The 21472-nt window shown below is 57.9% G+C and carries 20 protein-coding genes and 2 tRNA genes; 10 read left to right on the top strand and 12 right to left on the bottom strand.

All coding sequences use genetic code 11. The features are described 5' to 3' along the window. Positions 1-12 precede the first annotated feature (12 nt). From FXO11_RS04985 to tcmP, 4 genes are all read left to right on the top strand, one after another. The gene (locus tag FXO11_RS04985) at positions 13-975 is read left to right on the top strand and encodes a LysR substrate-binding domain-containing protein (RefSeq protein ID WP_148861865.1); all 963 of its coding nucleotides are present in this window, start codon (positions 13-15) and stop codon (positions 973-975) included. Positions 976-1138: 163 nt separating this feature from the next. Then, positions 1139-1717: a hypothetical protein gene (locus FXO11_RS04990; RefSeq protein ID WP_148861866.1), complete on the top strand. Its 579-nt coding sequence runs from the start codon at positions 1139-1141 to the stop codon at positions 1715-1717. Between the two features lies 1 nt (position 1718). After that, a complete protein-coding gene (locus FXO11_RS04995) occupies positions 1719-2057 on the top strand; it encodes a hypothetical protein (protein WP_148861867.1) in 339 nt (112 codons plus the stop codon). Positions 2058-2368: 311 nt separating this feature from the next. Beyond that, positions 2369-3481 carry a three-Cys-motif partner protein TcmP gene (tcmP, locus tag FXO11_RS05000; protein ID WP_148861868.1) on the top strand — a complete coding sequence of 371 codons (1113 nt, stop codon included), beginning with the start codon at positions 2369-2371 and terminating at the stop codon, positions 3479-3481. On the opposite strand, the gene FXO11_RS05005 is transcribed toward tcmP, so the two are convergent. The 12 genes from FXO11_RS05005 to FXO11_RS05060 form a co-directional block, all read right to left on the bottom strand. Continuing rightward, entirely contained in the window at positions 3462-4205 is a 744-nt protein-coding gene (locus FXO11_RS05005) for a DUF5131 family protein (RefSeq protein ID WP_148861869.1), read from the bottom strand. The two genes, tcmP and FXO11_RS05005, sit on opposite strands and share 20 nt — an antisense overlap. Before the next feature lie 298 nt (positions 4206-4503). Next, positions 4504-4962 carry a PACE efflux transporter gene (locus FXO11_RS05010; RefSeq protein WP_148861870.1) on the bottom strand — a complete coding sequence of 153 codons (459 nt, stop codon included), beginning with the start codon at positions 4960-4962 and terminating at the stop codon, positions 4504-4506. A 275-nt stretch (positions 4963-5237) separates the two neighbouring features. Then, positions 5238-5314 (bottom strand) — tRNA-Met (locus FXO11_RS05015). Between the two features lie 84 nt (positions 5315-5398). Continuing rightward, positions 5399-6118: a 4'-phosphopantetheinyl transferase family protein gene (locus FXO11_RS05020; protein WP_148861871.1), complete on the bottom strand. Its 720-nt coding sequence runs from the start codon at positions 6116-6118 to the stop codon at positions 5399-5401. An 18-nt stretch (positions 6119-6136) separates the two neighbouring features. Continuing rightward, a complete protein-coding gene (gene ychF, locus FXO11_RS05025) occupies positions 6137-7228 on the bottom strand; it encodes a redox-regulated ATPase YchF (protein WP_148861872.1) in 1092 nt (363 codons plus the stop codon). A gap of 96 nt (positions 7229-7324) precedes the next feature. Continuing rightward, the gene (gene pth / locus FXO11_RS05030) at positions 7325-7915 is read right to left on the bottom strand and encodes an aminoacyl-tRNA hydrolase (protein WP_148861873.1); all 591 of its coding nucleotides are present in this window, start codon (positions 7913-7915) and stop codon (positions 7325-7327) included. Between the two features lie 24 nt (positions 7916-7939). Continuing rightward, entirely contained in the window at positions 7940-8581 is a 642-nt protein-coding gene (locus FXO11_RS05035; RefSeq protein ID WP_148861874.1) for a 50S ribosomal protein L25/general stress protein Ctc, read from the bottom strand. Positions 8582-8750: 169 nt separating this feature from the next. Further along, on the bottom strand, positions 8751-9695 hold the full coding sequence (locus FXO11_RS05040) for a ribose-phosphate pyrophosphokinase (protein WP_148861875.1): 945 nt from the start codon (positions 9693-9695) through the stop codon (positions 8751-8753). Positions 9696-9747: 52 nt separating this feature from the next. Continuing rightward, a tRNA-Gln gene (locus FXO11_RS05045) sits at positions 9748-9822 on the bottom strand. Between the two features lie 19 nt (positions 9823-9841). After that, positions 9842-10699 carry a 4-(cytidine 5'-diphospho)-2-C-methyl-D-erythritol kinase gene (gene ispE, locus FXO11_RS05050; RefSeq protein WP_148861876.1) on the bottom strand — a complete coding sequence of 286 codons (858 nt, stop codon included), beginning with the start codon at positions 10697-10699 and terminating at the stop codon, positions 9842-9844. Next, positions 10696-11304 carry a lipoprotein insertase outer membrane protein LolB gene (lolB, locus tag FXO11_RS05055; RefSeq protein WP_406565643.1) on the bottom strand — a complete coding sequence of 203 codons (609 nt, stop codon included), beginning with the start codon at positions 11302-11304 and terminating at the stop codon, positions 10696-10698. Before lolB ends, ispE begins: the two co-directional genes overlap by 4 nt. Positions 11305-11345: 41 nt before the next feature. Continuing rightward, positions 11346-13106: a tetratricopeptide repeat protein gene (locus FXO11_RS05060; RefSeq protein WP_148861877.1), complete on the bottom strand. Its 1761-nt coding sequence runs from the start codon at positions 13104-13106 to the stop codon at positions 11346-11348. A gap of 561 nt (positions 13107-13667) precedes the next feature. Here FXO11_RS05060 and hemA point away from each other — a divergent pair. The 6 genes from hemA to FXO11_RS05090 all read left to right on the top strand — a co-directional run bounded on the left by hemA (position 13668) and on the right by FXO11_RS05090 (position 21471). Beyond that, positions 13668-15035, top strand: a complete 1368-nt coding sequence (gene hemA / locus FXO11_RS05065) for a glutamyl-tRNA reductase (RefSeq protein WP_148861878.1) — start codon at positions 13668-13670, stop codon at positions 15033-15035. An 88-nt stretch (positions 15036-15123) separates the two neighbouring features. Then, positions 15124-16209 (top strand): peptide chain release factor 1, encoded by a 1086-nt coding sequence (prfA, locus tag FXO11_RS05070; protein ID WP_148861879.1) that lies wholly within the window; start codon positions 15124-15126, stop codon positions 16207-16209. Next, complete coding sequence (prmC, locus tag FXO11_RS05075) at positions 16202-17074, top strand: peptide chain release factor N(5)-glutamine methyltransferase (RefSeq protein WP_148861880.1); 873 nt, start codon at positions 16202-16204, stop codon at positions 17072-17074. Before prfA ends, prmC begins: the two co-directional genes overlap by 8 nt. Then, complete coding sequence (locus FXO11_RS05080; RefSeq protein WP_148861881.1) at positions 17068-17814, top strand: HesA/MoeB/ThiF family protein; 747 nt, start codon at positions 17068-17070, stop codon at positions 17812-17814. The genes prmC and FXO11_RS05080 overlap by 7 nt, the downstream gene beginning before the upstream one ends. Before the next feature lie 484 nt (positions 17815-18298). Continuing rightward, on the top strand, positions 18299-19768 hold the full coding sequence (locus tag FXO11_RS05085) for an MFS transporter (RefSeq protein ID WP_148861882.1): 1470 nt from the start codon (positions 18299-18301) through the stop codon (positions 19766-19768). Beyond that, positions 19765-21471, top strand: coding sequence for a bifunctional protein-serine/threonine kinase/phosphatase (locus tag FXO11_RS05090; RefSeq protein WP_148861883.1), 1707 nt, complete (start codon positions 19765-19767; stop codon positions 21469-21471). Before FXO11_RS05085 ends, FXO11_RS05090 begins: the two co-directional genes overlap by 4 nt. Position 21472: the final 1 nt, after the last annotated feature.

The following is a 21472-nucleotide window of genomic DNA, read 5'->3' on the forward strand; positions in this document are numbered from 1 at the left end:
TATACTGCTTTTATGAAAACACGACAGCTCACCTTTCGCCTGCTCCAGGTTTATGCCGACGTCATCCAATCCGGATCGATCACGGCAACGGCGGCGCGCCTTCACCTCACGCAACCGACGGTGTCGCAGCAGCTCAAACGCCTGCGGGAAATCGTGGGTGAGCCACTGATCAGTACCGAGGGCGGTGTCCTCGTCCCCACGGATGTGGGGAAAGCTTTGTATCAACTCAGTCAGGATCTCCTGAGCCGCGTGGATGTCTTCAGCCAGTATTTGGACGAGTATCGCAGCGGCGAGCGGGGTCACTTCAGCATCGGCCTGGTCAGTACCGCGCAATACGTGTTGCCGCGCCTACTGGGCCCCTTCAGCAAGGCGCATCCGCAGATAGACGTCACTGTGGAGGTGGGTAACCGGCAGCAGCTGCTGGATCGTTTCGAACGGCATGAGGATGATCTCTACGTCTTCAGCCACCCGCCTGCAGGAGAGGAGACGCTCGCCGTGCCGTTCCTGAGCAACCCGCTCGTCGTCATCGCGCCGCAAGATTCGCCTTGGGCTACCGGCCAGGCGTTGTCGCTACACGAGCTCAAGCGCGAACGCTTCCTGCTGCGCGAGCACGGTTCCGCCACGCGCCACCTGTTCGATGTATGGTTGCAGCGTCGGGGCATCACCCTGGAATCGACGCAGCAGATCGCCAGCAACGAGGCCATCCGAGTCGCCGTCGCCTCGGGAATGGGGCTGGCCGTGCTTTCCCGGCACGTCTTGCTGGACTCCACATCTGGCGTCGTGGAACTACCCGTCGACGGCTTCCCGCTAGAGAGCCAATGGCAGTTCGTCGTTCGCCGGCAACGGCGCCTGCCACCGGCCGCCCACCGTTTTCTCGTCTTCGCCCAAACCCAGCTCGGTGCCGAGTTTGGCGAGCAGCAGGGTGAAGCCGCGCTTGCAAGTTTACTGGCGGCGCTTGAAAGCCAGACGGCTTAAACGAGCAGGTCGGACTTAGATAGAAAAACCGCGTAAGGTGCTGGCGAGCGAAGTGAATCGCACCAATAGCTGCTTTGACACGATGCGAGGGGCAGGTTAGGCTTCGAACGCGGCCAGGGAAGAGGTCTGCTCACCCAAATCAACGTGAATGGAAGCACTCATAATGACGCATATATTCGCAGCCGGCATCCTGGCTGCAATGCTCTTCGCTCTGCCTAAAGCTGATGCCTTGGCAGCGGAGCTGAACCAATTCGAGCCTGTCGAACCCCGAGCCGAAACACCGACGATCACCATCAACGCTACCGCCCACCCAATACGCCTTCCGCTGCAATCCCTTGCCAACACACTGTTCCTCGGCGACAACGGCGAGATCATCAATTACACCCCGACCAAAGGAATTTACGCCAGCGTGGTCACTCCGGACGAATGGGGGAACCCTAGTATTCCGCTAGGCAAACTGCCGGAATACATTTTCGAAGAAGACACAGCAGCCGTCGGCGACGCTGAGCTCAAGGAAGATATTCGAGGGATCAGCCGTATCGTTCTTGAACCGAGGGACGAGAAGAAGATCGGCAAAATGGTGTTAGGCGATACCACGGTCTATATCGCGTATAGCCTATCGAAAACAAATCTGATGCTGGTCTCGCCGGACAAGCCCAATCTCTACAGTCATATCGTTGTGGACGGCTTTACCTGGGACGAAATCGTCGACGACATCCTGAAAGGAATCGGGAGCAAGTGACATGCTATCAACGGAAAAGGACAATCTGCTAACCGTTATCGAGATTTTGTTTGACGGCGAACATAGTCAGTTTGCCGCGCTCAAGGATCAGTTCACGGAAGAAACTGCAGAACTCGTTGAACAAGCGATGGAAGAGTTGATCAAGTGCAACGAGCGCATGAAATCATTGGTTACGGGCCTAGTAGGCGGCGCCAAAGTCTTCGCGCGAGGTTGGTTGAGGCAGAATCTCGACAAGGTTTCCAGGGCACTTGAGGATAGGCGCCTACAGTTTGATGGCATGGCCTGTCGAGTGCAGGTTGCTGCGAATTTTAAGCGGGCTATTTATATGTCGGCGTTTTAAGGGAGGCAATGAATCATTGGTTTCGTGACGCCTCATCAATTAACGTTTCATTAACTACCTCCCCCTTTTGTTTATCTGTCGGGTTCGGTGCTGATTACGCAGCGGTTGTCAACGTTGGTTATTCGAGCGAGACTGGGTATTCTTCGCCTTGCTAGAGTGAGCTGACATACTATCTGGTCGTCTGTTCAAGAGTACACCTATTTGAGGCAGCTTGAGCGATATAATAAGTACAGTGGATGGTCCTGAGCTCTTGTTGAGACAGTATTAGTGTACTATAGATATAAAAAGGACTTCATCAGGGAAGGTGCTTTGTGCCTAATAACAATTTTTTTGAACGTGGATTCGATGATAAGACGAGTATCAAGCTCGGCTTGTACGAAAGTTATTTAACAGAATTTTTAGGTGTTTGGGTTGCTTCTTCGTTCGGAGAAAGAGCACCGAAGGAAATTGATATATATGATTTCTTCGCAGGTCCAGGAGTGGATGGAGAAGGTGTCCCAGGCAGTCCTATGGTTGCCTATGAAGTTATCGCTAAATATGCAGATCGACTTGCTGCATCAGGGCAAAGAATCAGATTATGGCTCAGTGATATCGAAAAAGGTCGGGTTGCTTCTTTAAGATCGTTATTCTCGAACAGATCTGAGTGGCCATCAAATACTTCGATTGAAATTCACGAAATGGATTTCCGAGATGCGCTCAATGCCAACCAGGCTCGGCTAGGTAAAATTCCTGCGCTTATATTTGCTGATCAATTCGGTGTGAAATACATAACCCCAGATATCTTCCAAAAGCTGGTTGCTTTGAAGGCGACCGATTTAATATTTTTCATTAGCTCATGGACTCTTAACCGCTTTTCAGATCATGAGAATATAAAAAAATACCATCAAGGCATTGGCGATCACCTGAAGGATACTAAAGCTGAACACGTTCATCGAAAGGTTAAGGACTATTATCAGTCACTGGTACCTAATGGACGTGAGTACCATTTAGCTCCATTTTCGATGAAGAAAGGAGCGAACGTTCACGGCATTATCTTTGGTACTAGCCACATTGCGGGAATGCGGAAATTTTTGAATGTCGCCTGGAAGATTGATACTGATCGGGGAGAAGCCGACTTCGATATAGATGACGATCGGCTCATTGATGATAGCCACCAACTGGATATGCTGGGTGATGATCGGGCACCAAAAAAGGTAGAGCTGTTCCAGGAGGAGCTCCGAGACGCCATTCTTTCTGGCAGACTCGGAAGCGATAAAGCTGTTCACGAGTTCTCGATATATAGCGGCTTTCGTCCTACAGAGCATGCGAGGCCGGTTGTTGACCAGCTTCGTAAGGACGGTTTGTTGGTGGTCAATGGTGGTAGAATCAGGTTAGGGGACGCCTGCTGCAAATCTCCCCGTCGTTTTATCGTAACTGAACAGTAGGAATCATATCCCAATTGCGGCCGGACAACTCCCGGCCGTTTTTCTTCTTCGAGCGGCGAACGCCATCAGCCCCCCAGTTTCCCCACTGCTTAAAAAAGAAAGGCACTCCGGCCTTGAGGCATTGATCTCTTACGCTCAAGGCCCACTCGGCTTTCATTGGTCTTGCCTTCGCCCCGGATTCCCCCCCAACAATCACCCAGTGAATGCTATCTAGGTTGATTCTTCCCAGATCCTCGAGCAGTGGCTCGACTGAGAGAAAGCGTGTCTCTGAGGATACCTGTCTGAGCAAATCGACCCGAGGGAGGCCGTACTTTTTATCCTCGACAGAAACGCCCATCCAGGCATTCGCCGGGATGCCCCTCCCCCTTGAGTAGTCCACCATGCGCTCTGCTCGCTTGGTTAGGATTTGGAATACGTGCTGCGGGCAGCGTTCAATCACGCTCATCACTGAGTCGATGTACGAGAACGGAACTTCCTCATGAAAGAGGTCACTCATAGAGTTGACGAAATAGGTGGTCGGCTTGGATCGTTGTAACGGCTGTCCAAGTCTCTCCGGGTGTAACGACACCGCGAAACCGTTCTCATAACCGTTGGCGCCCATGGCTTGCAGCCTCTTCGCCATGGTTTCGGCATAGCAGTGTTTGCAACCAGGTGACACTTTGGTGCAGCCGGTTACCGGGTTCCATGTTTGTTCGGTCCACTCAATCCCTGTTTGCGTCGCCATGGTAGAAATCCTTTCTGTATATATATACAGTTATTTTGGTATTCGCTTGGTCAAAATTCAATGTTTGGCCGGAATTTTAGGCTGCTTACGCCGGTTTGGAAAATGTTAAAGACTGTAACTAAAGTCTTTTTGCTCTGAATCTTTGACGACTCGTTATACCGACGAAAGCATGGCCATATTGTGCTTCGTTGTCGAGTTTCCGATTCGGAAACTACCGGGCGGCATTCCATGTGCGGAAGCGCCCGCTGGCGCAGTAACATTCTGTTCCTTGCTGATCTTAAATTGGCGCATCAGGGCTTCATTTGTAGATCGAGCTCAAACTCTCCTGGCTACCCGCCTCCCGAGCATCCTCATCCGGAAACACCGAGTCATAAGCCCACGTAAACACAAACGCATAAACCAAATAGAACAGCACAAACGCCACATCCATCACCAGTGCTTCGATGAGCCCGATTCCAAGCCACCAGGCCACCACTGGCAGGAATGCCAGCGCCAAGCCCATCTCAAAACAGAGCGCATGAACCACACGCAGAGGCCAGGTTTTCTTGGTGGTGCCGCGCCAGCGCTTCAGGCCATGGTCGAACAGCAGGTTGTAGAGGTAGTTCCAGCCCGTCGCCATGGAGGCGCCGATCACGGCCAGTACGCCGGTATCTTCGGCAGGCATCTGGAAGGCGAGGGAAGCCAGCGGGATAACAAGGATAAGGCCAATAACTTCAAAGCTGACGGCCTGCCGGATTCGATCACGCTTTGTGCGCATGATGTTTCTCCGTTAGGGCGGGTCGTCCCGCGATTTACTGCCCAGGGTGGGAGAGGTCGTCCTCAATTGGTTGAAGGGGTATTTTTAGCTTACCTGAACAGAGAAGGGCATCCGTAGTTTTACCGCGAGCAAGAAGGTAACTCGAGTGTGTGAGACGGCGCGGGTTACTCGGGCCTCCGGCCCGCCGTCGTCGGTTCACTTCCGCTCTTCTTATGAGGGCTTGAGCAATAAAAAAGGACCCACGCTTGCACGAGGGTCCTTTTTTATTGCAATTCTGGTAGCAAGGGGCGGAATCGAACCGCCGACCCCAGCATTATGAGTGCTGTGCTCTAACCAGCTGAGCTACCTTGCCGTCTCGTTTTTGAGCTTAGCGCTCTCAACGAGGCGCGTATTCTCTGGATTTTCGTGAAAGTTGTCAACCCCTCTCGATATCTAGTCAGGCATTGATGGCAATCAGACTGAGAATCCGGTTATCCCGGTTCAAGAAATGGGCGGCCAGTTCCTGACCGGAACGCCAATCGTCGGAGAGGTCGGTCAGCAGGCGTAGACGGGCAGAGCCCTCCGGCTGCCATGCCACCAACTCGGCATGTTCGAAGTAGAAGCGCTTGCGGGTGAGGGGGTAGAGGGCCTTGAACAGGCTCTCTTTGAGGGAAAATGCCAGGGTGAGGAACTCGCCGGGCGCCCTGGCCATCGTTGTGGCAAAACGGTCCCGCTCGTTCAGCGTCAGGATTTGGGGGGCGAGTTTCAGGGCGCGCTCGTCCGGCATGGTCATTTCGACGTCCAGCCCCACGCCTGCGTAGTGCGTTTTGCGTCCAACCACGGCCGCCGCCCAGCCGTTACTGTGCGTGATGGAGCCTACGCAGTCCCTGGGCCACTGGGGGGCGCGGTCTTCGCCGGTGGTGGGGGCGACGGTAACGCCTATGGCCCGGAACAGAGCTTCCCTGGCGCAGAGGCGTCCGGCCAGGAATTCGGTCTTGCGTTTGGGTACGGCACGCTGAACGGACGCAGGAGCTTCGATGCCGCAGCGCAGGAAGTCGTCGTCCCTCAGCGCAGCGGCATCGTAGTTGAGTGCAATCAGCTTCAGGTCAGGCAGCGGCTGGGGCCAGGGCCACTGGTCGTCCAGTGCGCTGCAACAGGCGGGGAGCGGGGCCGTCATGGATGTCCCCGTACCGGTTTAGACGTTGAAGCGGAAGTGAATCACATCGCCATCCTGCACGATGTATTCCTTGCCTTCCAGACGCCAGCGGCCGGCATCCTTGGCGCCTTGTTCGCCGTTGTGAGCAACAAAATCCTCATAGCTAACCACTTCGGCACGAATAAAGCCTTTCTCGAAATCGGTGTGGATCACGCCCGCTGCCTGGGGCGCGGTGGCGCCGATACGTACGGTCCAGGCGCGTACTTCCTTGACCCCGGCGGTGAAGTAGGTCTGCAGGCCCAGCAGTTTGTAACCGGCTCGGATCACCCGGTCCAGACCCGCTTCTTCCATCCCCATTTCTTCCAGGAAGACGGATTTCTCGTCGTCTTCCAGTTCGGCGATCTCGGCTTCCATCTTGTTGCAGATGGGCACCACTACGGCATTTTCTTCAGCCGCTATTTCGCGGACCTTGTCCAGATGCGGGTTGTTTTCGAAACCGTCCTCGTTGACGTTGGCGATGTACATCGTCGGCTTGACGGTCAGCAGGCACAGCTCGCGAATCAGCGCCATCTTCTCCGCATCCAGGTTCATGCTGCGGACGGGCTTGCCTTCGTTCAGCACCGGCAGCAGGGTCTGGAACACGTCCAGTTGCGCCTTGGCGGTCTTGTCGCCGCTCTTGGCGATACGCTCGACTCGCTTGATGCCCTTTTCCACGGTTTCCAGGTCGGCCAGCGCCAGTTCGGTGTTAATAACCTCAATATCGGATGCGGGATCGACCTTGTTGGAGACGTGGATAACGTTATCGTCTTCAAAACAGCGCACCACCTGGGCGATGGCGTCCGTCTGGCGGATGTTGGCCAGGAACTGGTTGCCGAGGCCTTCACCCTTGGATGCGCCGGCGACCAAGCCGGCAATGTCGACGAACTCCATGGTGGTGGGAATAACTTTCTGAGGCTTTACGATCTCGGCCAGCTTGTTCAAACGCGGGTCCGGCATGCCCACGACGCCCGCGTTAGGTTCGATGGTGCAGAAGGGGAAGTTTTCGGCCCCGATCCCGGCTTTGGTCAGTGCGTTGAACAGGGTGGATTTGCCGACGTTGGGAAGGCCGACGATGCCGCAGTTGAAACCCATGTAAAGCCTCTGCTGGATGCGAAAATTTGGGAATGATCGAAAGAGCGGGAATTATACCGATGTGGCGGTACGGGTGCGAGGATAAGGAGGCGAGGATCAGACCTCAGGGCGCACACTATGCAATGCATTCATCGCCCGGGGCAGTTCGCCGTTCAGGGCGTCGGGCAGCACACGCATGATTTCCGCGCTGATGTTATCCAGATGCGCCGAGTCCGCCTTGGTCAGGCGACTGAGCACGTAGCCGGTTACCTGTCGGCTGTCGCCGGGATGGCCGATGCCGATACGTAGGCGATGGAAGTCGTTGGTGCCCAAGTGGGCGATGATGTCCCGTAGACCGTTGTGCCCGCCATGACCGCCGCCGCGTTTGAGCTTAGCGGTGCCGGGGGAGAGGTCGAGCTCGTCATGAGCGACCAGGATCTGTTCAGGGTTGATCTTGAAGAAATCCGCGAGCGCCTTGACGGATTGGCCGCTGCGGTTCATGAAGGTGGTGGGGTTCAACAGGTGCAGGTCGAAATCCTGCCATTGGATGCGGGCATAGAGCCCAAGGTATTTCTTTTCAGGTCGTAGGCTCTGACCCGCATAGCGGGCCAGAGCCTCGACAAACAGGGCGCCGGCGTTATGGCGGGTGTTCTCGTAATCCGAGCCCGGATTACCCAGTCCCACCAGCATGACGATTGACTGTGCCATGTGCCGTCGTCCTTCGAGAGAGGATTACTCCTTCTCTTCGCCTTCTTCACCTTCGGCATCCTCGGCTTCGTCAGCCTTGGTGCCTTTCGGCAGGTGAACGGATACAACGGCCTGGTCGTAGTCTTCACCCTGAATCAGAGCGGCAACCTTGACGCCTTTCGGCAGCTTCAGATCGCTCAAGTGCAGAGTCTGGTCCATCTCGATGTCCATCATGTCGACTTCAATGAACTCCGGCAGGTTCTGTGGCAGACAGATTACTTCCACTTCGTTCAACTGGTGGTTGACCGCGCCACCCTGCAGCTTGATAGCAGGTGCAGCGGCTTCGTTGAGGAAGTGCAGCGGAACGTTGACGTGGATCTCGTGATCCTTGTCGACGCGCTGGAAGTCAGCGTGGGTCAGGAGCGGCTTGTACGGATGGCGCTGCAGATCCTTCAGGATAACGCTTTCTTTCTTGCCATCGACGTTCAGGGTCAGGACGTGAGAGAAAAACGCTTCGTTTTCCAGCGCTTTCTTCAGGTCGTTGTGCCAAAGGGAGATGGATTGCGCATCCTTGGTGCCGCCATAGACGACAGCAGGCATTTTGCGCTCTTCGCGACGCAGGCGGCGGCTCGCACCTTTCCCCTGGTCATCGCGAAGGAATGCTTCGAGAACAAATTCTTGGGCCATGATCATTACCTCGATAAACACCTGCACTGCCTCGCGACCAAGTTACAGTGCGGTGGTTTCAAATGTCCCGGGAAACAGCAACCGGAGAGGCACCGTTTTTCCCGGGTGTTAAACAAACACGGAGCCCTTCGAGGCTCCGTGTTTATTATTTCTTAGCGAAATGAAAAGCTTATTCGAACATCGCGCTGATCGATTCCTCGTTACTGACACGACGGATCGATTCTGCGAGAAGTCCTTCCATTCCGAGGGGGCGAATTCTATCACAGTTGGCAGCTTTGTCACCCAGCGGAATGGTGTCACAAACCACCAGTTCATCCAGCTGCGAAGAGTTGATGTTCTCGATCGCCGGGCCGGAGAGCACCGGATGGGTGATGTAGGCGACGACGCGGGATGCACCGTGTTCTTTCAGAGCGTTGGCCGCCTTGCACAAGGTGCCTGCGGTGTCGACGATATCGTCCACCAGGATGCAGGTTTTGTCGGTGACATCACCGATGATGTGCATGACCTGGGAAACGTTGGCTTTCGGGCGACGTTTGTCGATGATGGCCAGGTCGGCGTCGTTCAGTCGCTTGGCGACGGCGCGGGCGCGGACGACACCGCCAACGTCGGGTGATACTACGATAAAGTTTTCAAAACGCTGGCGCTCGATATCGTCGAGCAGTACCGGTGTGGCGTAGATGTTATCCACCGGGATATCGAAGAAACCCTGGATCTGGTCGGCGTGAAGGTCGACGGTGAGTACGCGGTCGATGCCGATGCTGGTGATCATGTCCGCCACGACCTTGGCGCTGATGGATACCCGGGTGGAGCGAACGCGTCGATCCTGGCGGGCATAGCCGTAGTAGGGGATAACGGCGGTGATACGTGTGGCGGAGGCGCGGCGCAGGGCGTCGGCCATCACGATCAGTTCCATCAAGTTGTCGTTGGTCGGGTAGCAGGTCGGCTGGATGATGAAGACATCGTGGCCGCGGACGTTCTCGTTGATTTCTACGGTAGTTTCGCCATCGCTGAACTTACCGACGGTAGCCTCGCCTATCGGGATGTGAAGCTTCTGGGCAATTCTCTGGGCGAGTTCCGGGTGGGCGTTGCCGGCGAAAATCATTAATTTGGACACGACGGAGTCCTTCTCAGTTTCAGCAATAAGTTCAGAAGAAGCGGGAGAAAGGTGGCTGGGGTGGCAGGATTCGAACCTGCGCATGACGGGATCAAAACCCGTTGCCTTACCACTTGGCGACACCCCAGTATCGTGCTTTTTTGGCATCATTCCAGCTCTGTCAGCTTTGTGTGAAGCGGTGAGCGATTCACCCCTCTTGTGACGAACCCGTTGATGCCGGAGGGTTTGCTTGCCCAAACTTCAAGGGCTTTGGATTCTGTTGGGAAACGTCCAAATATGCAAGCCCCGGTTCCGGTTAATCTTGCAGGTCCGAATTGTGAAAGCCAGTCCAGGCTTTTTCTGACCTCTGGATACAGTGTGCAAACTATATCCTCGCAGTCGTTTCGGTACCTCGAGGCGTCTCCCTCAAAAGCGGGCGCTATTTTGATTCTCGGGGTATCCCTTGTCAACCCTTCCTGCGAAAAAATCAGTCCCGTGTTTATTTCGCAGTCAGGTTTGAGCACCACGAACCAATCTTCCGGCGGATCAACGGGCGTGAGAATCTCACCGACACCCTCGGCAAAGGCTGCAAACCCGCGTACGAATACCGGGACGTCGGCGCCGAGCTTCAGACCGAGGGCGGCCAATCGGTCGATCGAGAGGCCAAGCGCCCATAGACGATTCAGCCCGAGCAGCGCTGTGGCCGCGTCGGAACTGCCGCCACCGAGGCCGCCGCCCATGGGCAGGCGCTTGTTGAGGGTGATTCTGACGCCGGCCAGGAGACGATCTGATTCTTCCTGAAGTAGGCGTGCGGCGCGTACGATCAGATTGTTCTCGCTCGGAACGCTGGGGAGCGCCGGCTCAAGCCGGATTTCTCCAGGCTCGGTGGTGGGTTCGAACTGGAGATCGTCGCCGTAGTCCAGGAACTGGAACAGCGTCTGTAGCTCATGATAGCCATCGCTGCGACGGCCGGTAATGTGAAGGAACAGGTTGAGCTTGGCCGGCGCAGGCAGCGCAAAGGTCACGGCTGGGCTCCCACTTCCTGCCAGCGCGTGATCACCATGCGAATGCGTCGCTCGCCCTTGAGTGCGGTAAGGCGTGCAGGTAGTGCTGGATAGCCCTCGATGAAGGGTTCGCGGCGGTCGATACGGATATCCCAGCCCTGTTGCCGTATGGCGGCTAGCGCCCCGCTGTCGTCGAATAGTAGCTCGAAATTACCCTCAGGCGCAGGCAGGCCGCGTATCCACCAGGTCAGGCTGTCCAGCGGAAATTGCCAGCCGGTGGCCGCCTTGATCAAGGCCTGAGGGTCGCTCGAGCGATAGGTCTCGCCGTCGGGGAGAGTGAGGGTCAGGTAGCCGGGCATGCCCTGCAGTTCCGTTCTGCCCATGCCCAGGAACGCTGATGAGAGCAACAGGTGATACTGCTCGTCCATCTGACGCCATTGGTTGATAACGGCGGACCCGCTATCGTCCGGCTGGCGGACGGCAAGCTTGCCCTGCAGTTCCCAGTGGGTGAGTTGCGCCAAGGCTTCGGCGCGTTCGCCCCAATCGGCCGGAGGCTGGCTAGTCAGCCCCTCCGGCAATGGGTCCTGAGGCACGCTGGCGCAGGCGGCCAGGGTCAGCGTCACGATAAGCGTAAACGCGTGCCTGAGTGCTCCGCTAGGTAATGCAATCAAAGGTCCTGCTCCACGCCCAGGCGTTCCATCGTGGCGGGTATCAGCGTGTCGTCCGGGTGTTCGTCCAACGTCCGGCGCCAGATGACACGCGCCTGATCTTCCTCGCCGTTGACATAGAGTGCCTCGCCATAATGGGCTGCCACCTCCGGATCGGGGAACGCGTCGTAGGCCTGGCGCAGATAGTCCAGCGCCTGAGCCATATTGCCCAGTTTGTAGTGGACCCAGCCGACGCTATCGAGAATGGCAGGATTCTCCGGGTCAAGGCTGTGGGCCTTTTCCAGCAATGCGCTGGCTTCCTGCAGGCGGTCGGTTTTTTCCGTCAGGATATAACCGAGGGCGTTGAGCGCGACGGCGTTGTCCGGCTGGTTTTCGATAATCTGGCGCAGGTCCGCCTCGGCTTCCTGAACGCGGCCCATTTCGTCGAACAGCATGGCCCGGGTATAGCGGATACGGGCGTTATCGGGATAGTCCTGTAGGGCTTCCGTCGCTGCTCCCAAGGCATCGGCCTTCTGGTCAAGATCAAGCAGGGTGTTGACCTCGATGAGCCATAAGTTTTCTGTCAGATCGGGTATTTGCTGGCGCAGGGTCCGCAGATCCATCAAGGCCCCATCCAGATCGCCGGTGGCGCCGCGCAGATAAGTGGCCCGGGACAGCGAAGGTAGAAAGTGGCTGCCTTCGGTAACCTGGGTGTAGTGTGCAATGGCTTGCTCGGGCCGTTCCGCTTCGTCATCCAGTCGACCCAAATAATAGTGGGCCTCGTCTACGTGGTGCCCTTCTTCCACCAGCTCGGTAAGGTTCTGTTCCGCAGCGTCGGTGCTGCCGTTCTCCAGTGCGACCAGGGCGTAAGACAGCTTCAGACCGGGTACGTCGGGAAAGCGCTCCTTGAGTGACTGGAACTGGTCTTCTGCGGCCTGCATCTGCTTTTCTTCAATCAGCATACGTCCGTAGAGGGTGCCCAGCTTGCGGTTGTCCGGAAAGCGGCGGGATTGATAGCGCAAGTAGTCCAGCGCTTCCTGCTGCTGGCCGGTCTGGTAAAGCAGATCGCCGCGCAGCACGATTGCCGGCTGGAATGGGGGCTGTTCGGACTCGTCGATCAGCGGCTCGAGCTGTTCCATGGCGGCCTGCGGATCACCGCTGGCCTTGAGCAGCAGCGCGATGCCGTAACGTATTTCCCGGTTGTCGGGGTGGCGTTCGGCCAGGTCGCGGTAGAGCTTGAGTAGTTGCTGCTGGTCCTCTGCGGGAAGACGCGCCGACAGGGCGGCCAGGTCGTCGAAGTCGGCGTCCTGACCCTGGGCGAGGATTTTTTCCATGTGATATAGCGCGAGATCGAAATCCTTCTGGCGCACGTACTGGATAGCGGCAATACGATGGGCTTCCAGATTGTCGGGCTCTATCTCCAGCCATAGGTTGGCGAGCTGAAGTTGGGCGTTGTCGCCGTTCAGGGACTGAGCGATACGCATGGCCCGCTTGATCACGCCGATATCCCGCGACGACCTGGCGGCTTCGACATAGTTGACCAGAGTCACGTCGTAGCGCCCGCGCTGGGCGGCTACTTCCGCGGCCAGCAGGCTGTAGAGGGTTTCCTGATCGAAATCGGCGTAGTTGATGGGCGCTTCGGCGGGCGCAGTCTGAGGCGCCTCCTGGGCTTGGGCCGTCTGCTCGGCGGCTCCGCCCGCTTGATCCGAATCCGAGAGGTGGGCGCAGCCCGCCAGTCCCAGGCCCAATAGAACAGTAACAGCAGAAAAAACAGGTTTCATGATGCGTCCAATGGCCATTGGCTTGGGGAGGCCTGCGTCGAGTTCATCGTTCTGTGTGGCTTCCATATATACAGAGTCGCGTTCAATAGTCAGACGTGTCCAATATACAGGCGTGTTTAATACACAGAGTCGTATTCGGCCTCAAACGCAGTTTCTGGGTGAACGCCCTCGTGGCACGACGATCCAGCGCCAAAATCGAAGGTGAAAGCCCTTTTTATGCGAGCCGGGCTAGCCATAATTTGGCCCGGCTACTCAGCGAAACTCGAACAGGCTCCAACGTTCGCGAACCTATAATGGCACAAGCTCCCAGGCTTGCCCAATGACCGTTTGCTCATACCTGACAGGGGGTTGCGACAAAGGGCTGCGACAAAGGGTTGCGGCAGAAATTGTGTCGGGTCGTACTGTCCTCGCCCATAGTCGTTCTATCGCCGCCCATAGTGGGTTGTCGCCGATACAGGGTGGATTGGCATTAATACGGATCGCTCTCGGGTGGCACCCGATCTGCGCCATCGCTAGAATGGCAGTATACGTACCTCCCTCAAACAGGTTGTCTTCGGGTTCATGGCTTTATTGACGCTGGGTATCAATCATCGTACCGCGCCGCTGGAATTGCGCGAACGCGTTGCGTTCACCCCCGAGCATATGGGGGAGGCTTTCTCTGCCTTGAAGGTCGCGGCTGGCGTCAAAGAAGCCGCTATTCTCTCGACCTGTAACCGCACCGAACTCTATCTCGCCGCCGAAGACGAATGCTCTGAAACCGTGCTGCAATGGCTGGCCGGCTTCCACGGGCTGGATGTCGCCGAGCTTGCCGAAGCCTTCTATATCCACGTTAACGAAGAGGCCGTGCGTCATATCATGCGCGTGGCGGCGGGGCTGGATTCCATGGTGTTGGGAGAGCCGCAGATTTTGGGTCAGCTCAAGGAGGCCTATGCCATCTCGCGCTCGTACGGTGCCAGCGGTTCGTTGCTATCACGGTTGTTTGAGCAGAGTTTTTCGGTGGCCAAGCGGGTCCGGACTGAAACGGCTATCGGCGAGAACCCCGTATCCGTGGCTTACGCCGCGGTGAGCATGGCGCGCCACATCTTTGCTGACCTGCGTCGCAACAAGGCGCTACTGATTGGCGCCGGTCGTACCATCGAACTGGTGGCCCGTCACCTACGGGACGCCGGGGTGCCGGATATTATCGTCGCCAATCGCACCCTGGAGCGCGCCGAGAGCCTGGCCCGGGAATACAACGGTCATGGCATTTTGCTGTCGGATATTTCCGAGCATTTGGCCGGCGTGGATATCGTTATTGCTTCAACGGCCAGTCAGCTTCCGGTTTTGGGCAAGGGCGCTGTGGAGCGCGCGCTCAAAAAGCGCAAGCATCGGCCCTATTTTATGGTGGATATCGCGGTCCCCCGCGATATCGAGCCGGAGGTTGCCCAGCTTGACGATGTCTATCTCTATACCGTGGACGATTTGCGCCACGTGATCGAAGAAAATATCCGCTCCCGTGAAGGGGCTGCCCGAGAAGCCGAGCATTTAATCGAGTCAGGTGCCGAGGATTTTCTCTATCAGTTGCGCGCGTTGGATGCGGTTTCCACGCTCAAGCAGTATCGATACCGCGCCGAGCAGCTGCGCGACCAGGAAGTCGAGCGAGCGCTGAAGATGCTGCGCAATGGCGGTGATCCTGAGACACTGCTGCGCAGTCTCGGGCGTGGTCTGACCAACAAACTGTTGCACGAACCGTCGGTGCAGGTGCGCAAGGCGACTGCCGAGGGCCGGACCGAGGTAACGCACTGGCTGCGGGAGCTGCATCAGCTGGCCCCGGCCGAGACGGCAAAACCGGCGCCGGCCGACACATCGGACGCGCCAGCGAACGAGATGGAAACCGATCGCGAAGCCCCCAGCTCGCGGTATCATAAGCCTCAGTATCATGACTCTTAACAACATTACAAAGCCAACGCCTGAACACGCTGCCTAATTTCGGACCGCACGCCCGGCAATGGGGCCGGTCCGCTGACCTGGAAACTGCATGAAATCTTCGATCAAGAACAAACTCGATCGGCTCAATGACCGCTTCGAGGAAGTCAACGCGTTACTCAGCGACCAGTCGGTGATTGCCGACCAGGAGCGTTTTCGCGCGTTGTCCAAAGAATTCGCCGAGATTGAGCCGGTCGTGCATTGCTATCGGGCTTACCTGAAAGCCGGTGAGGACAGGACCGAGGCTCAGGAGCTGGTGCGCGACGGCGATGCCGATATGCGCGCTATGGCCGAGGAAGAGGTGGAGGCTGCCTCCGAACGGCAGGCGGCGTTGGACGAAGAACTGCAGCGTTTGATGATGCCGAAGGACCCGGATGACGGAAAAAACGCCTTCCTGGAAATTCGTGCGGGTACCGGTGGTGACGAGGCCGCGCTGTTTGCCGGCAATCTGTTCCGTATGTACAGCCGTTTTGCCGAGAGCCGTGGCTGGCGGGTGGAAGTGATCAGCGAGAGTCCGGGTGAACATGGCGGTTACAAGGAAATCATTTCCCGGGTGGCGGGAAACCAAGTCTATGGCGCTTTAAAATTCGAGTCCGGTGCGCACCGGGTGCAACGCGTGCCTGAAACCGAATCCCAGGGGCGTATCCATACCTCCGCCTGTACCGTCGCCGTTATGCCGGAGGCGGATGAGTCCGAAGCCATCGAGATCAGCAAGTCGGACCTGAGGGTGGACACGTTCCGCGCGTCGGGCGCTGGCGGTCAGCACGTCAACAAGACCGATTCCGCGATTCGCCTGACCCACTTGCCCACGGGCATCGTGGTGGAGTGCCAGGATGAACGCTCCCAGCACAAGAACCGCGCCAAGGCCATGAGCCTGCTGATGGCCAAGCTGCAAAGCGCCGAGACCGAGCGCCAGCAGCAATCCGAGGCGGCCCAGCGCAAGAGTCTTGTCGGTAGTGGCGACCGTTCCGAGCGCATCCGCACCTATAATTTTCCCCAGGGCCGGGTAACCGACCACCGCATCAATCTGACCCTTTACAAGCTGGATGAGGTGATCGCCGGCGACCTATCTTCGGTGATCGGTCCGCTTCAGCAGGAGCGTCAGGCCGAACTGCTGGCCAGCCAGGCGGATGAATAAAACCCGCTCGACCGTTGTCGGTGCCTTGGCCGATGCCGCGGCCAGGATTGGCGGAGACAGCCCGAGGCTGGATGCCGAGTTGCTGTTGGCGGCTGTGCTGGATCGTACGACAACGTGGTTCAGGACCTGGCCGGACCACGTTATCGATATGCGCGATATGGACGCCTTCGAACGCTTGGTCGCGCAGCGCGTTGCAGGCCGTCCGGTAGCGCATCTTCTCGAGCATCAGGGTTTTTGGCGTTTTTCGCTTCAGGTCAGTGAGCATACCCTTATTCCGCGTCCGGATACCGAGTGCTTGGTCGAGGCCGCGCTCGAACTGCCTCTCCCGGCTGCGGCAAGGGTGCTCGACCTGGGCACCGGCACTGGCGCCATTGCCCTGGCGTTGGCCAGCGAACGGCCGGATTGGGCGATTATTGCGACGGATGCCGTCGAAGACGCCGTCTTGCTGGCCCGGGGCAATGCGAAGCGTCTCGCGCTGCCTGTAACGGTCCGCAAGAGTGATTGGTTTCGGGATTTGACGCCTTCCCGCTTCGATCTCATTGTGAGTAATCCCCCCTACATCGCCGAGCATGATCGTCATTTGGGGGAAGGCGATGTGCGCTTCGAACCGGCGTCAGCGCTGGTGTCCGGTGTCGATGGTCTGGATGCTATTCGCGAGATCGCCGCCCAAGCGCCGGATTGGCTGGCTGGCGGGGGATGGTTGATGGTTGAACACGGCTATGAGCAGGGGGAGCCAGTAAGGCACTTGTTCAACAAGGCCGGATTCCACGCAGTGGAAACGCGCCAGGATTACGGGCGTAACGATCGGTTTACCCTGGGCCGAAGGCCAGCGGAAGAAAAGGCAAACGGGAGAGACGGATGCTGAATGACGACGAGTTGATGCGCTACAGCCGCCAGTTGCTCCTGCCGCAACTGGACGTGCAGGGGCAGCTTAGCCTGAAGGGCAGTCAGGTGCTGATAGTCGGTGCCGGTGGATTAGGTTGTCCGGTGGCCTTGTATTTGGGCGGCGCCGGTGTCGGCCGCTTGGTGATTGCGGATGACGACCGGGTCGAACTGCCGAACCTTCAGCGCCAGGTGGCCTTTCGCCAGTCGGATCTGGACAAGGCCAAGGCGGAGTGCCTGGCGGATCAGGTGCGTGCCATGAATCCTGACATCCATGTCGAAGCGTTGACCTGCCGGCTCGCCGGTGAAGCGCTGAGCGAGCAGGTACAGGCGGCGGATGTAGTGGTCGATTGCACGGATAACTTCAGCACCCGGTTCGCCATTAACCGGGGCTGCGTCAAGGCGGGCGTACCGCTGGTTTCCGGTGCTGCCATTCGTGGAGAGGGCCAGGTCAGCGTGTTCGATACCCGGCAAACAGAAGGCCCGTGCTACCAGTGTCTTTATCCGGAAACGGGCAATGAGGAACTGAGTTGCTCGGAGGCTGGTGTCATTGGCCCCCTCGTGGGGCTGATCGGCGCTTGTCAGGCGATGGAGACGATCAAGGTTATCACCGGTATCGGCAAATCCTTGACCGGCCGGTTGCTGCTGCTCGATGCCTGGCGGATGGACTGGCGTGAAATGAAGCTGGCTCGTGATCCGGCTTGCCCCATTTGCGGTGAGTGATCTGTCGCTGGGCCGGCAGTGTCCGTGATGCGTCTTCTGCGCCACGGCAGTTCTCTGCTCGCGCTAGATCTTCTTCTTATTCGCTAACCTTTTATTCGCTAACCTTGCCCCGAAATGCACTTCGACGACGCATGCCGGGGCATCGGTGCCTGTCCCTGGTGCGAATATGAGCTGTGCTATCCACGTAAACACCCTTCAAAACCCGCTGTTGCGCCGAAATAGGGCAGGTGGTACGTGGTTTGCTTATCCTTCCTTGTATTTCCACTCCGGGAAAGGCTGCCGGCAAAGGCGTCGCTGCTGAGGGGTGTTGCAATCATCTGTTACGACAGGCCTGCAATATTCCCTGGAATGAGCGACGTCGAGCCTGGTTCTGCCAGCCGCCCGACCCGATGCTTTCTCGCTTAAGCGATTTCGAATAGCACTCGTTCCAACCAGCAAGGCAGTCTGCCCGAGGTCATCCACGCTTCTGGTTCAAGGCAGGTGTATGTCGGATCGTTCCTTTCAGTTCTTTTCGTTCCGGGACAGGTTCCGGATTCTCCATTTCAGCTGGGTCGCCTTCTTTATCACCTTTCTGGTGTGGTTCAACCATGCGCCGTTGATGGCCGCCATTCGCGAGCAGTTCGGCCTTACTACATCCGAGGTCAATACACTGCTGCTGCTGAACGTTGCATTGACGATCCCGGCGCGCATTCTCATCGGGATGCTCGTCGACGCATTGGGCCCCAAGCGGGTCTATGCGCTGGTGCTTGTCCTGTCCGGTTTGATCTGTATCGGATTTTCACTGGCCCAGTCCTTCGAGCAGTTGGCCCTGAGCCGCTTCCTGCTCGGTTTTGTGGGCGCGGGCTTCGTCGTGGGTATCCGCCTGATCAGCGAATGGTTTCCGGCTCGGGAGTTGGGTCTGGCCGAAGGCATCTACGGCGGCTGGGGCAATTTTGGTGCGGCATTCGCCGGCCTCTCCCTGCCGGCCCTGGGGCTTTTCTTTGGCGGGGACGACGGCTGGCGATACGCCGTGGGGTCCACGGGCGTGATTGCCATCGTCTACTCGGCTGTGTTCTATCTGGGGGTGAGCGATACGCCCAAGGGATCCACCTACTTCAAGCCTAAAAAGGGCGGGGCAATGGAGGTTACCAGTAAGGGGGATTTTGTTCTCTACGTGATCATGAACCTGCCGCTGTTCCTGGCCATGGGGCTTATAGCCTGGCAATTGGGTCCGCAAAAGCTGGGACTGCTGGAGGCAGCGACCACACGCGTCATCTATGCGGTTATCGTGGTGATGTTCGCATTTCAGATATTACGCATCTGGCAGGTCAACGGTCATGTCTTCCGCGAACCCGTGCCGGCTTTCGATCGTTATTCCTTCAAGCAGGTTGCGTTGCTGAATCTGGTCTATATGGCCAGCTTCGGCTCAGAACTGGCGGTGGTGTCCATGCTGCCGCTGTACTTTCTCGATACCTTCGCTATATCGCCGGTGCTGGCGGGTATGCTCGGTGGCAGTTTTGCTTTGATGAACCTGTTTGGCCGTCCGGGTGGCGGCTACCTGGCCGACCGTTTTGGTCGCAAACTGATCACCCTGTTGATGCTCGCCGGTATTAGCATCGGGTACCTGTGCATGGGGCAGATCGATAGCAGTTGGTCGTTGCCGATGGCGGTGGCGCTGGTGTTGTTCTGCTCGGTTTTTGTGCAAGGCGGGTGCGGTGCCGTCTACGCCTCGGTACCGCTGGTCAAGCGCCGCCTGACGGGGCAGGTCGCCGGTATGGCCGGTGCATACGGTAACGTAGGCGGGGTCGTCTTCCTGGTGGTTTTGGCGATGGTGTCGCCGGAAATCTTTTTCTTCGTGCTGGGTGGCGTGGCACTAGCGATTCTGGCGTTGGTTGCGGTCTTTATGGATGAGCCCAGCCCGCAGACCAGCGAAGTGATGCCGGACGGTTCGGTGCGGATGATCGAGGTGCCATGAGCGGCCGCCTCTCCCTGCGTCTGGGCCAGTTCAGCAGTGCCGGGCGCAAGCCGGAAAACCAGGACAGCCTGGGGGCGCGTTACCCCAAGGGTGAGGCGCTGGCGCTCAAGGGCGTGGCGGTTGTTATTGCCGATGGCGTGAGCGCCTCCCAGGCCGGTCGCGAGGCGGCCGAGTCCTGCGTCAAAGGTTTTTTGCACGATTACTACAGCACGCCGGATTCCTGGAGTGTAGAAACCTCGGCCAGCCGCGTGCTCGGCGCCCTCAACCGCTGGCTGCATGGCAAAGGTCAGGCCCGCCACGGCGGCGCTCAGGGCATGGTATGCACCTTCAGCGGACTGGTCATCAAGAATAACCGGGCCTATGTCTTCCACGTGGGAGACAGCCGGGTTTATCTGCTGCGTAGTGGCAACCTGGAACGGTTGACCCAGGATCATCATGTGATGGTCGGGGCTGATCGTCAGGCCCTCGCCCGGGCCATGGGTGTAGAGATCAATGTGGAGATTGACGTGTCTCGGGCCGGACTTGAACCGGGCGACCGGCTGATACTTACCACCGACGGGGTACACGGCTATCTCAGCGTCGCGGAGATAATCGAGGGCGCGCAAATTGACGACCCCGAGATTGCGGCCGAATGGCTGGTCACTCACGCGCTGGAAAGTGGCAGCCCGGACAACCTCAGCGCTCAGGTCGTGGCCGTCGACCACCTGCCGGCGCAGGACCTGGAATCCCATTACGAGCGCCTGAGTGCACTGCCTTTCCCGCCGCCGCTGCAGCCGGGCCAGTCGCTTGACGGTTACCGGATTATCCGGGAAATTCATGCCAGCCGGCGAACCCAGGTGTATCTGGCATCGCCGGATAACGGTGAGGCGCTGGTCGTGATGAAGACGCCATCGCCCAATTTTGTAGACGATCCGGGCTATATTGATCGATTCATGACTGAGTCTTGGGTCGCGCGCCGGGTCAGTAATCCTCACGTGGTGAAATTCCTCGATCCGCCGGAAAACCGTCAGTGCCTCTATTGCCTGACCGAATTCGTCGACGGCCCGACCCTGCGCGAGTGGATGAACGACCATCCGCTACCGGAGCCGGCGGATGTGCGGCGCCTGGTACGCCAGATCGTCGCGGGCGTACGGGCGCTGCATCGGCTGGAGATGATTCATCAGGATCTGAAGCCTGAAAACGTCGTGATCGACCGGGATGGCACGGTGAAAATCATCGATTTGGGCGCCGTGCGTATTCGCGGTATCGAGCAGATCGACGTGCCCTGGGAGGATAACGGCTACCACGGAACGGCGCGCTATGCCGCACCTGAATGCCTGGAAGGGGACCGCGCGACACCGGCGTCTGACCGCTATTCCCTGGGCGTCATGACGTACGAGCTGCTTACCGGGCGTTTGCCCTATAGCCGGGAGCCCAAACCGTCCGTGCGCTCGCGACTGCGCTACCGCAGTGCCCGCGAAGTGAATCCGGATTTGCCCAAGTGGCTGGATGCCTGCCTGGAAAAAGCGGTGGCGCTCAATCCCCGGGACCGCTACGCCGCCTTGTCCGAATTCCTGCACGACCTGGAACATCCTAACCCGAAGCTGCTGCCATCCGACGCCCCGCCGTTGATGGAACGGGTGCCAACGGAAAACTGGCCAGTCATCGCCGTGGTTTCGCTGCTGCTTAACGCCGTTCTGTTGTTCTGGATATTGATGGTGTGAG

Source organism: Marinobacter fonticola (assembly GCF_008122265.1).
GTDB lineage: Bacteria > Pseudomonadota > Gammaproteobacteria > Pseudomonadales > Oleiphilaceae > Marinobacter_A > Marinobacter_A fonticola.

Bases quoted from the DNA above. Each gene is read 5' to 3' on its own strand.
- FXO11_RS04985 (WP_148861865.1), top strand. From the start codon at position 13: ATGAAAACACGACAGCTCACCTTTCGCCTGCTCCAGGTTTATGCCGAC.
- FXO11_RS04990 (WP_148861866.1), top strand. From the start codon at position 1,139: ATGACGCATATATTCGCAGCCGGCATCCTGGCTGCAATGCTCTTCGCT.
- FXO11_RS04995 (WP_148861867.1), top strand. From the start codon at position 1,719: ATGCTATCAACGGAAAAGGACAATCTGCTAACCGTTATCGAGATTTTG.
- FXO11_RS05005 (WP_148861869.1), bottom strand. From the start codon at position 4,205: ATGGCGACGCAAACAGGGATTGAGTGGACCGAACAAACATGGAACCCG.
- FXO11_RS05010 (WP_148861870.1), bottom strand. From the start codon at position 4,962: ATGCGCACAAAGCGTGATCGAATCCGGCAGGCCGTCAGCTTTGAAGTT.
- FXO11_RS05020 (WP_148861871.1), bottom strand. From the start codon at position 6,118: ATGACGGCCCCGCTCCCCGCCTGTTGCAGCGCACTGGACGACCAGTGG.
- ychF (WP_148861872.1), bottom strand. From the start codon at position 7,228: ATGGGTTTCAACTGCGGCATCGTCGGCCTTCCCAACGTCGGCAAATCC.
- pth (WP_148861873.1), bottom strand. From the start codon at position 7,915: ATGGCACAGTCAATCGTCATGCTGGTGGGACTGGGTAATCCGGGCTCG.
- FXO11_RS05035 (WP_148861874.1), bottom strand. From the start codon at position 8,581: ATGGCCCAAGAATTTGTTCTCGAAGCATTCCTTCGCGATGACCAGGGG.
- FXO11_RS05060 (WP_148861877.1), bottom strand. From the start codon at position 13,106: ATGAAACCTGTTTTTTCTGCTGTTACTGTTCTATTGGGCCTGGGACTG.
- hemA (WP_148861878.1), top strand. From the start codon at position 13,668: ATGGCTTTATTGACGCTGGGTATCAATCATCGTACCGCGCCGCTGGAA.
- prfA (WP_148861879.1), top strand. From the start codon at position 15,124: ATGAAATCTTCGATCAAGAACAAACTCGATCGGCTCAATGACCGCTTC.
- prmC (WP_148861880.1), top strand. From the start codon at position 16,202: ATGAATAAAACCCGCTCGACCGTTGTCGGTGCCTTGGCCGATGCCGCG.
- FXO11_RS05080 (WP_148861881.1), top strand. From the start codon at position 17,068: ATGCTGAATGACGACGAGTTGATGCGCTACAGCCGCCAGTTGCTCCTG.
- FXO11_RS05085 (WP_148861882.1), top strand. From the start codon at position 18,299: ATGTCGGATCGTTCCTTTCAGTTCTTTTCGTTCCGGGACAGGTTCCGG.
- FXO11_RS05090 (WP_148861883.1), top strand. From the start codon at position 19,765: ATGAGCGGCCGCCTCTCCCTGCGTCTGGGCCAGTTCAGCAGTGCCGGG.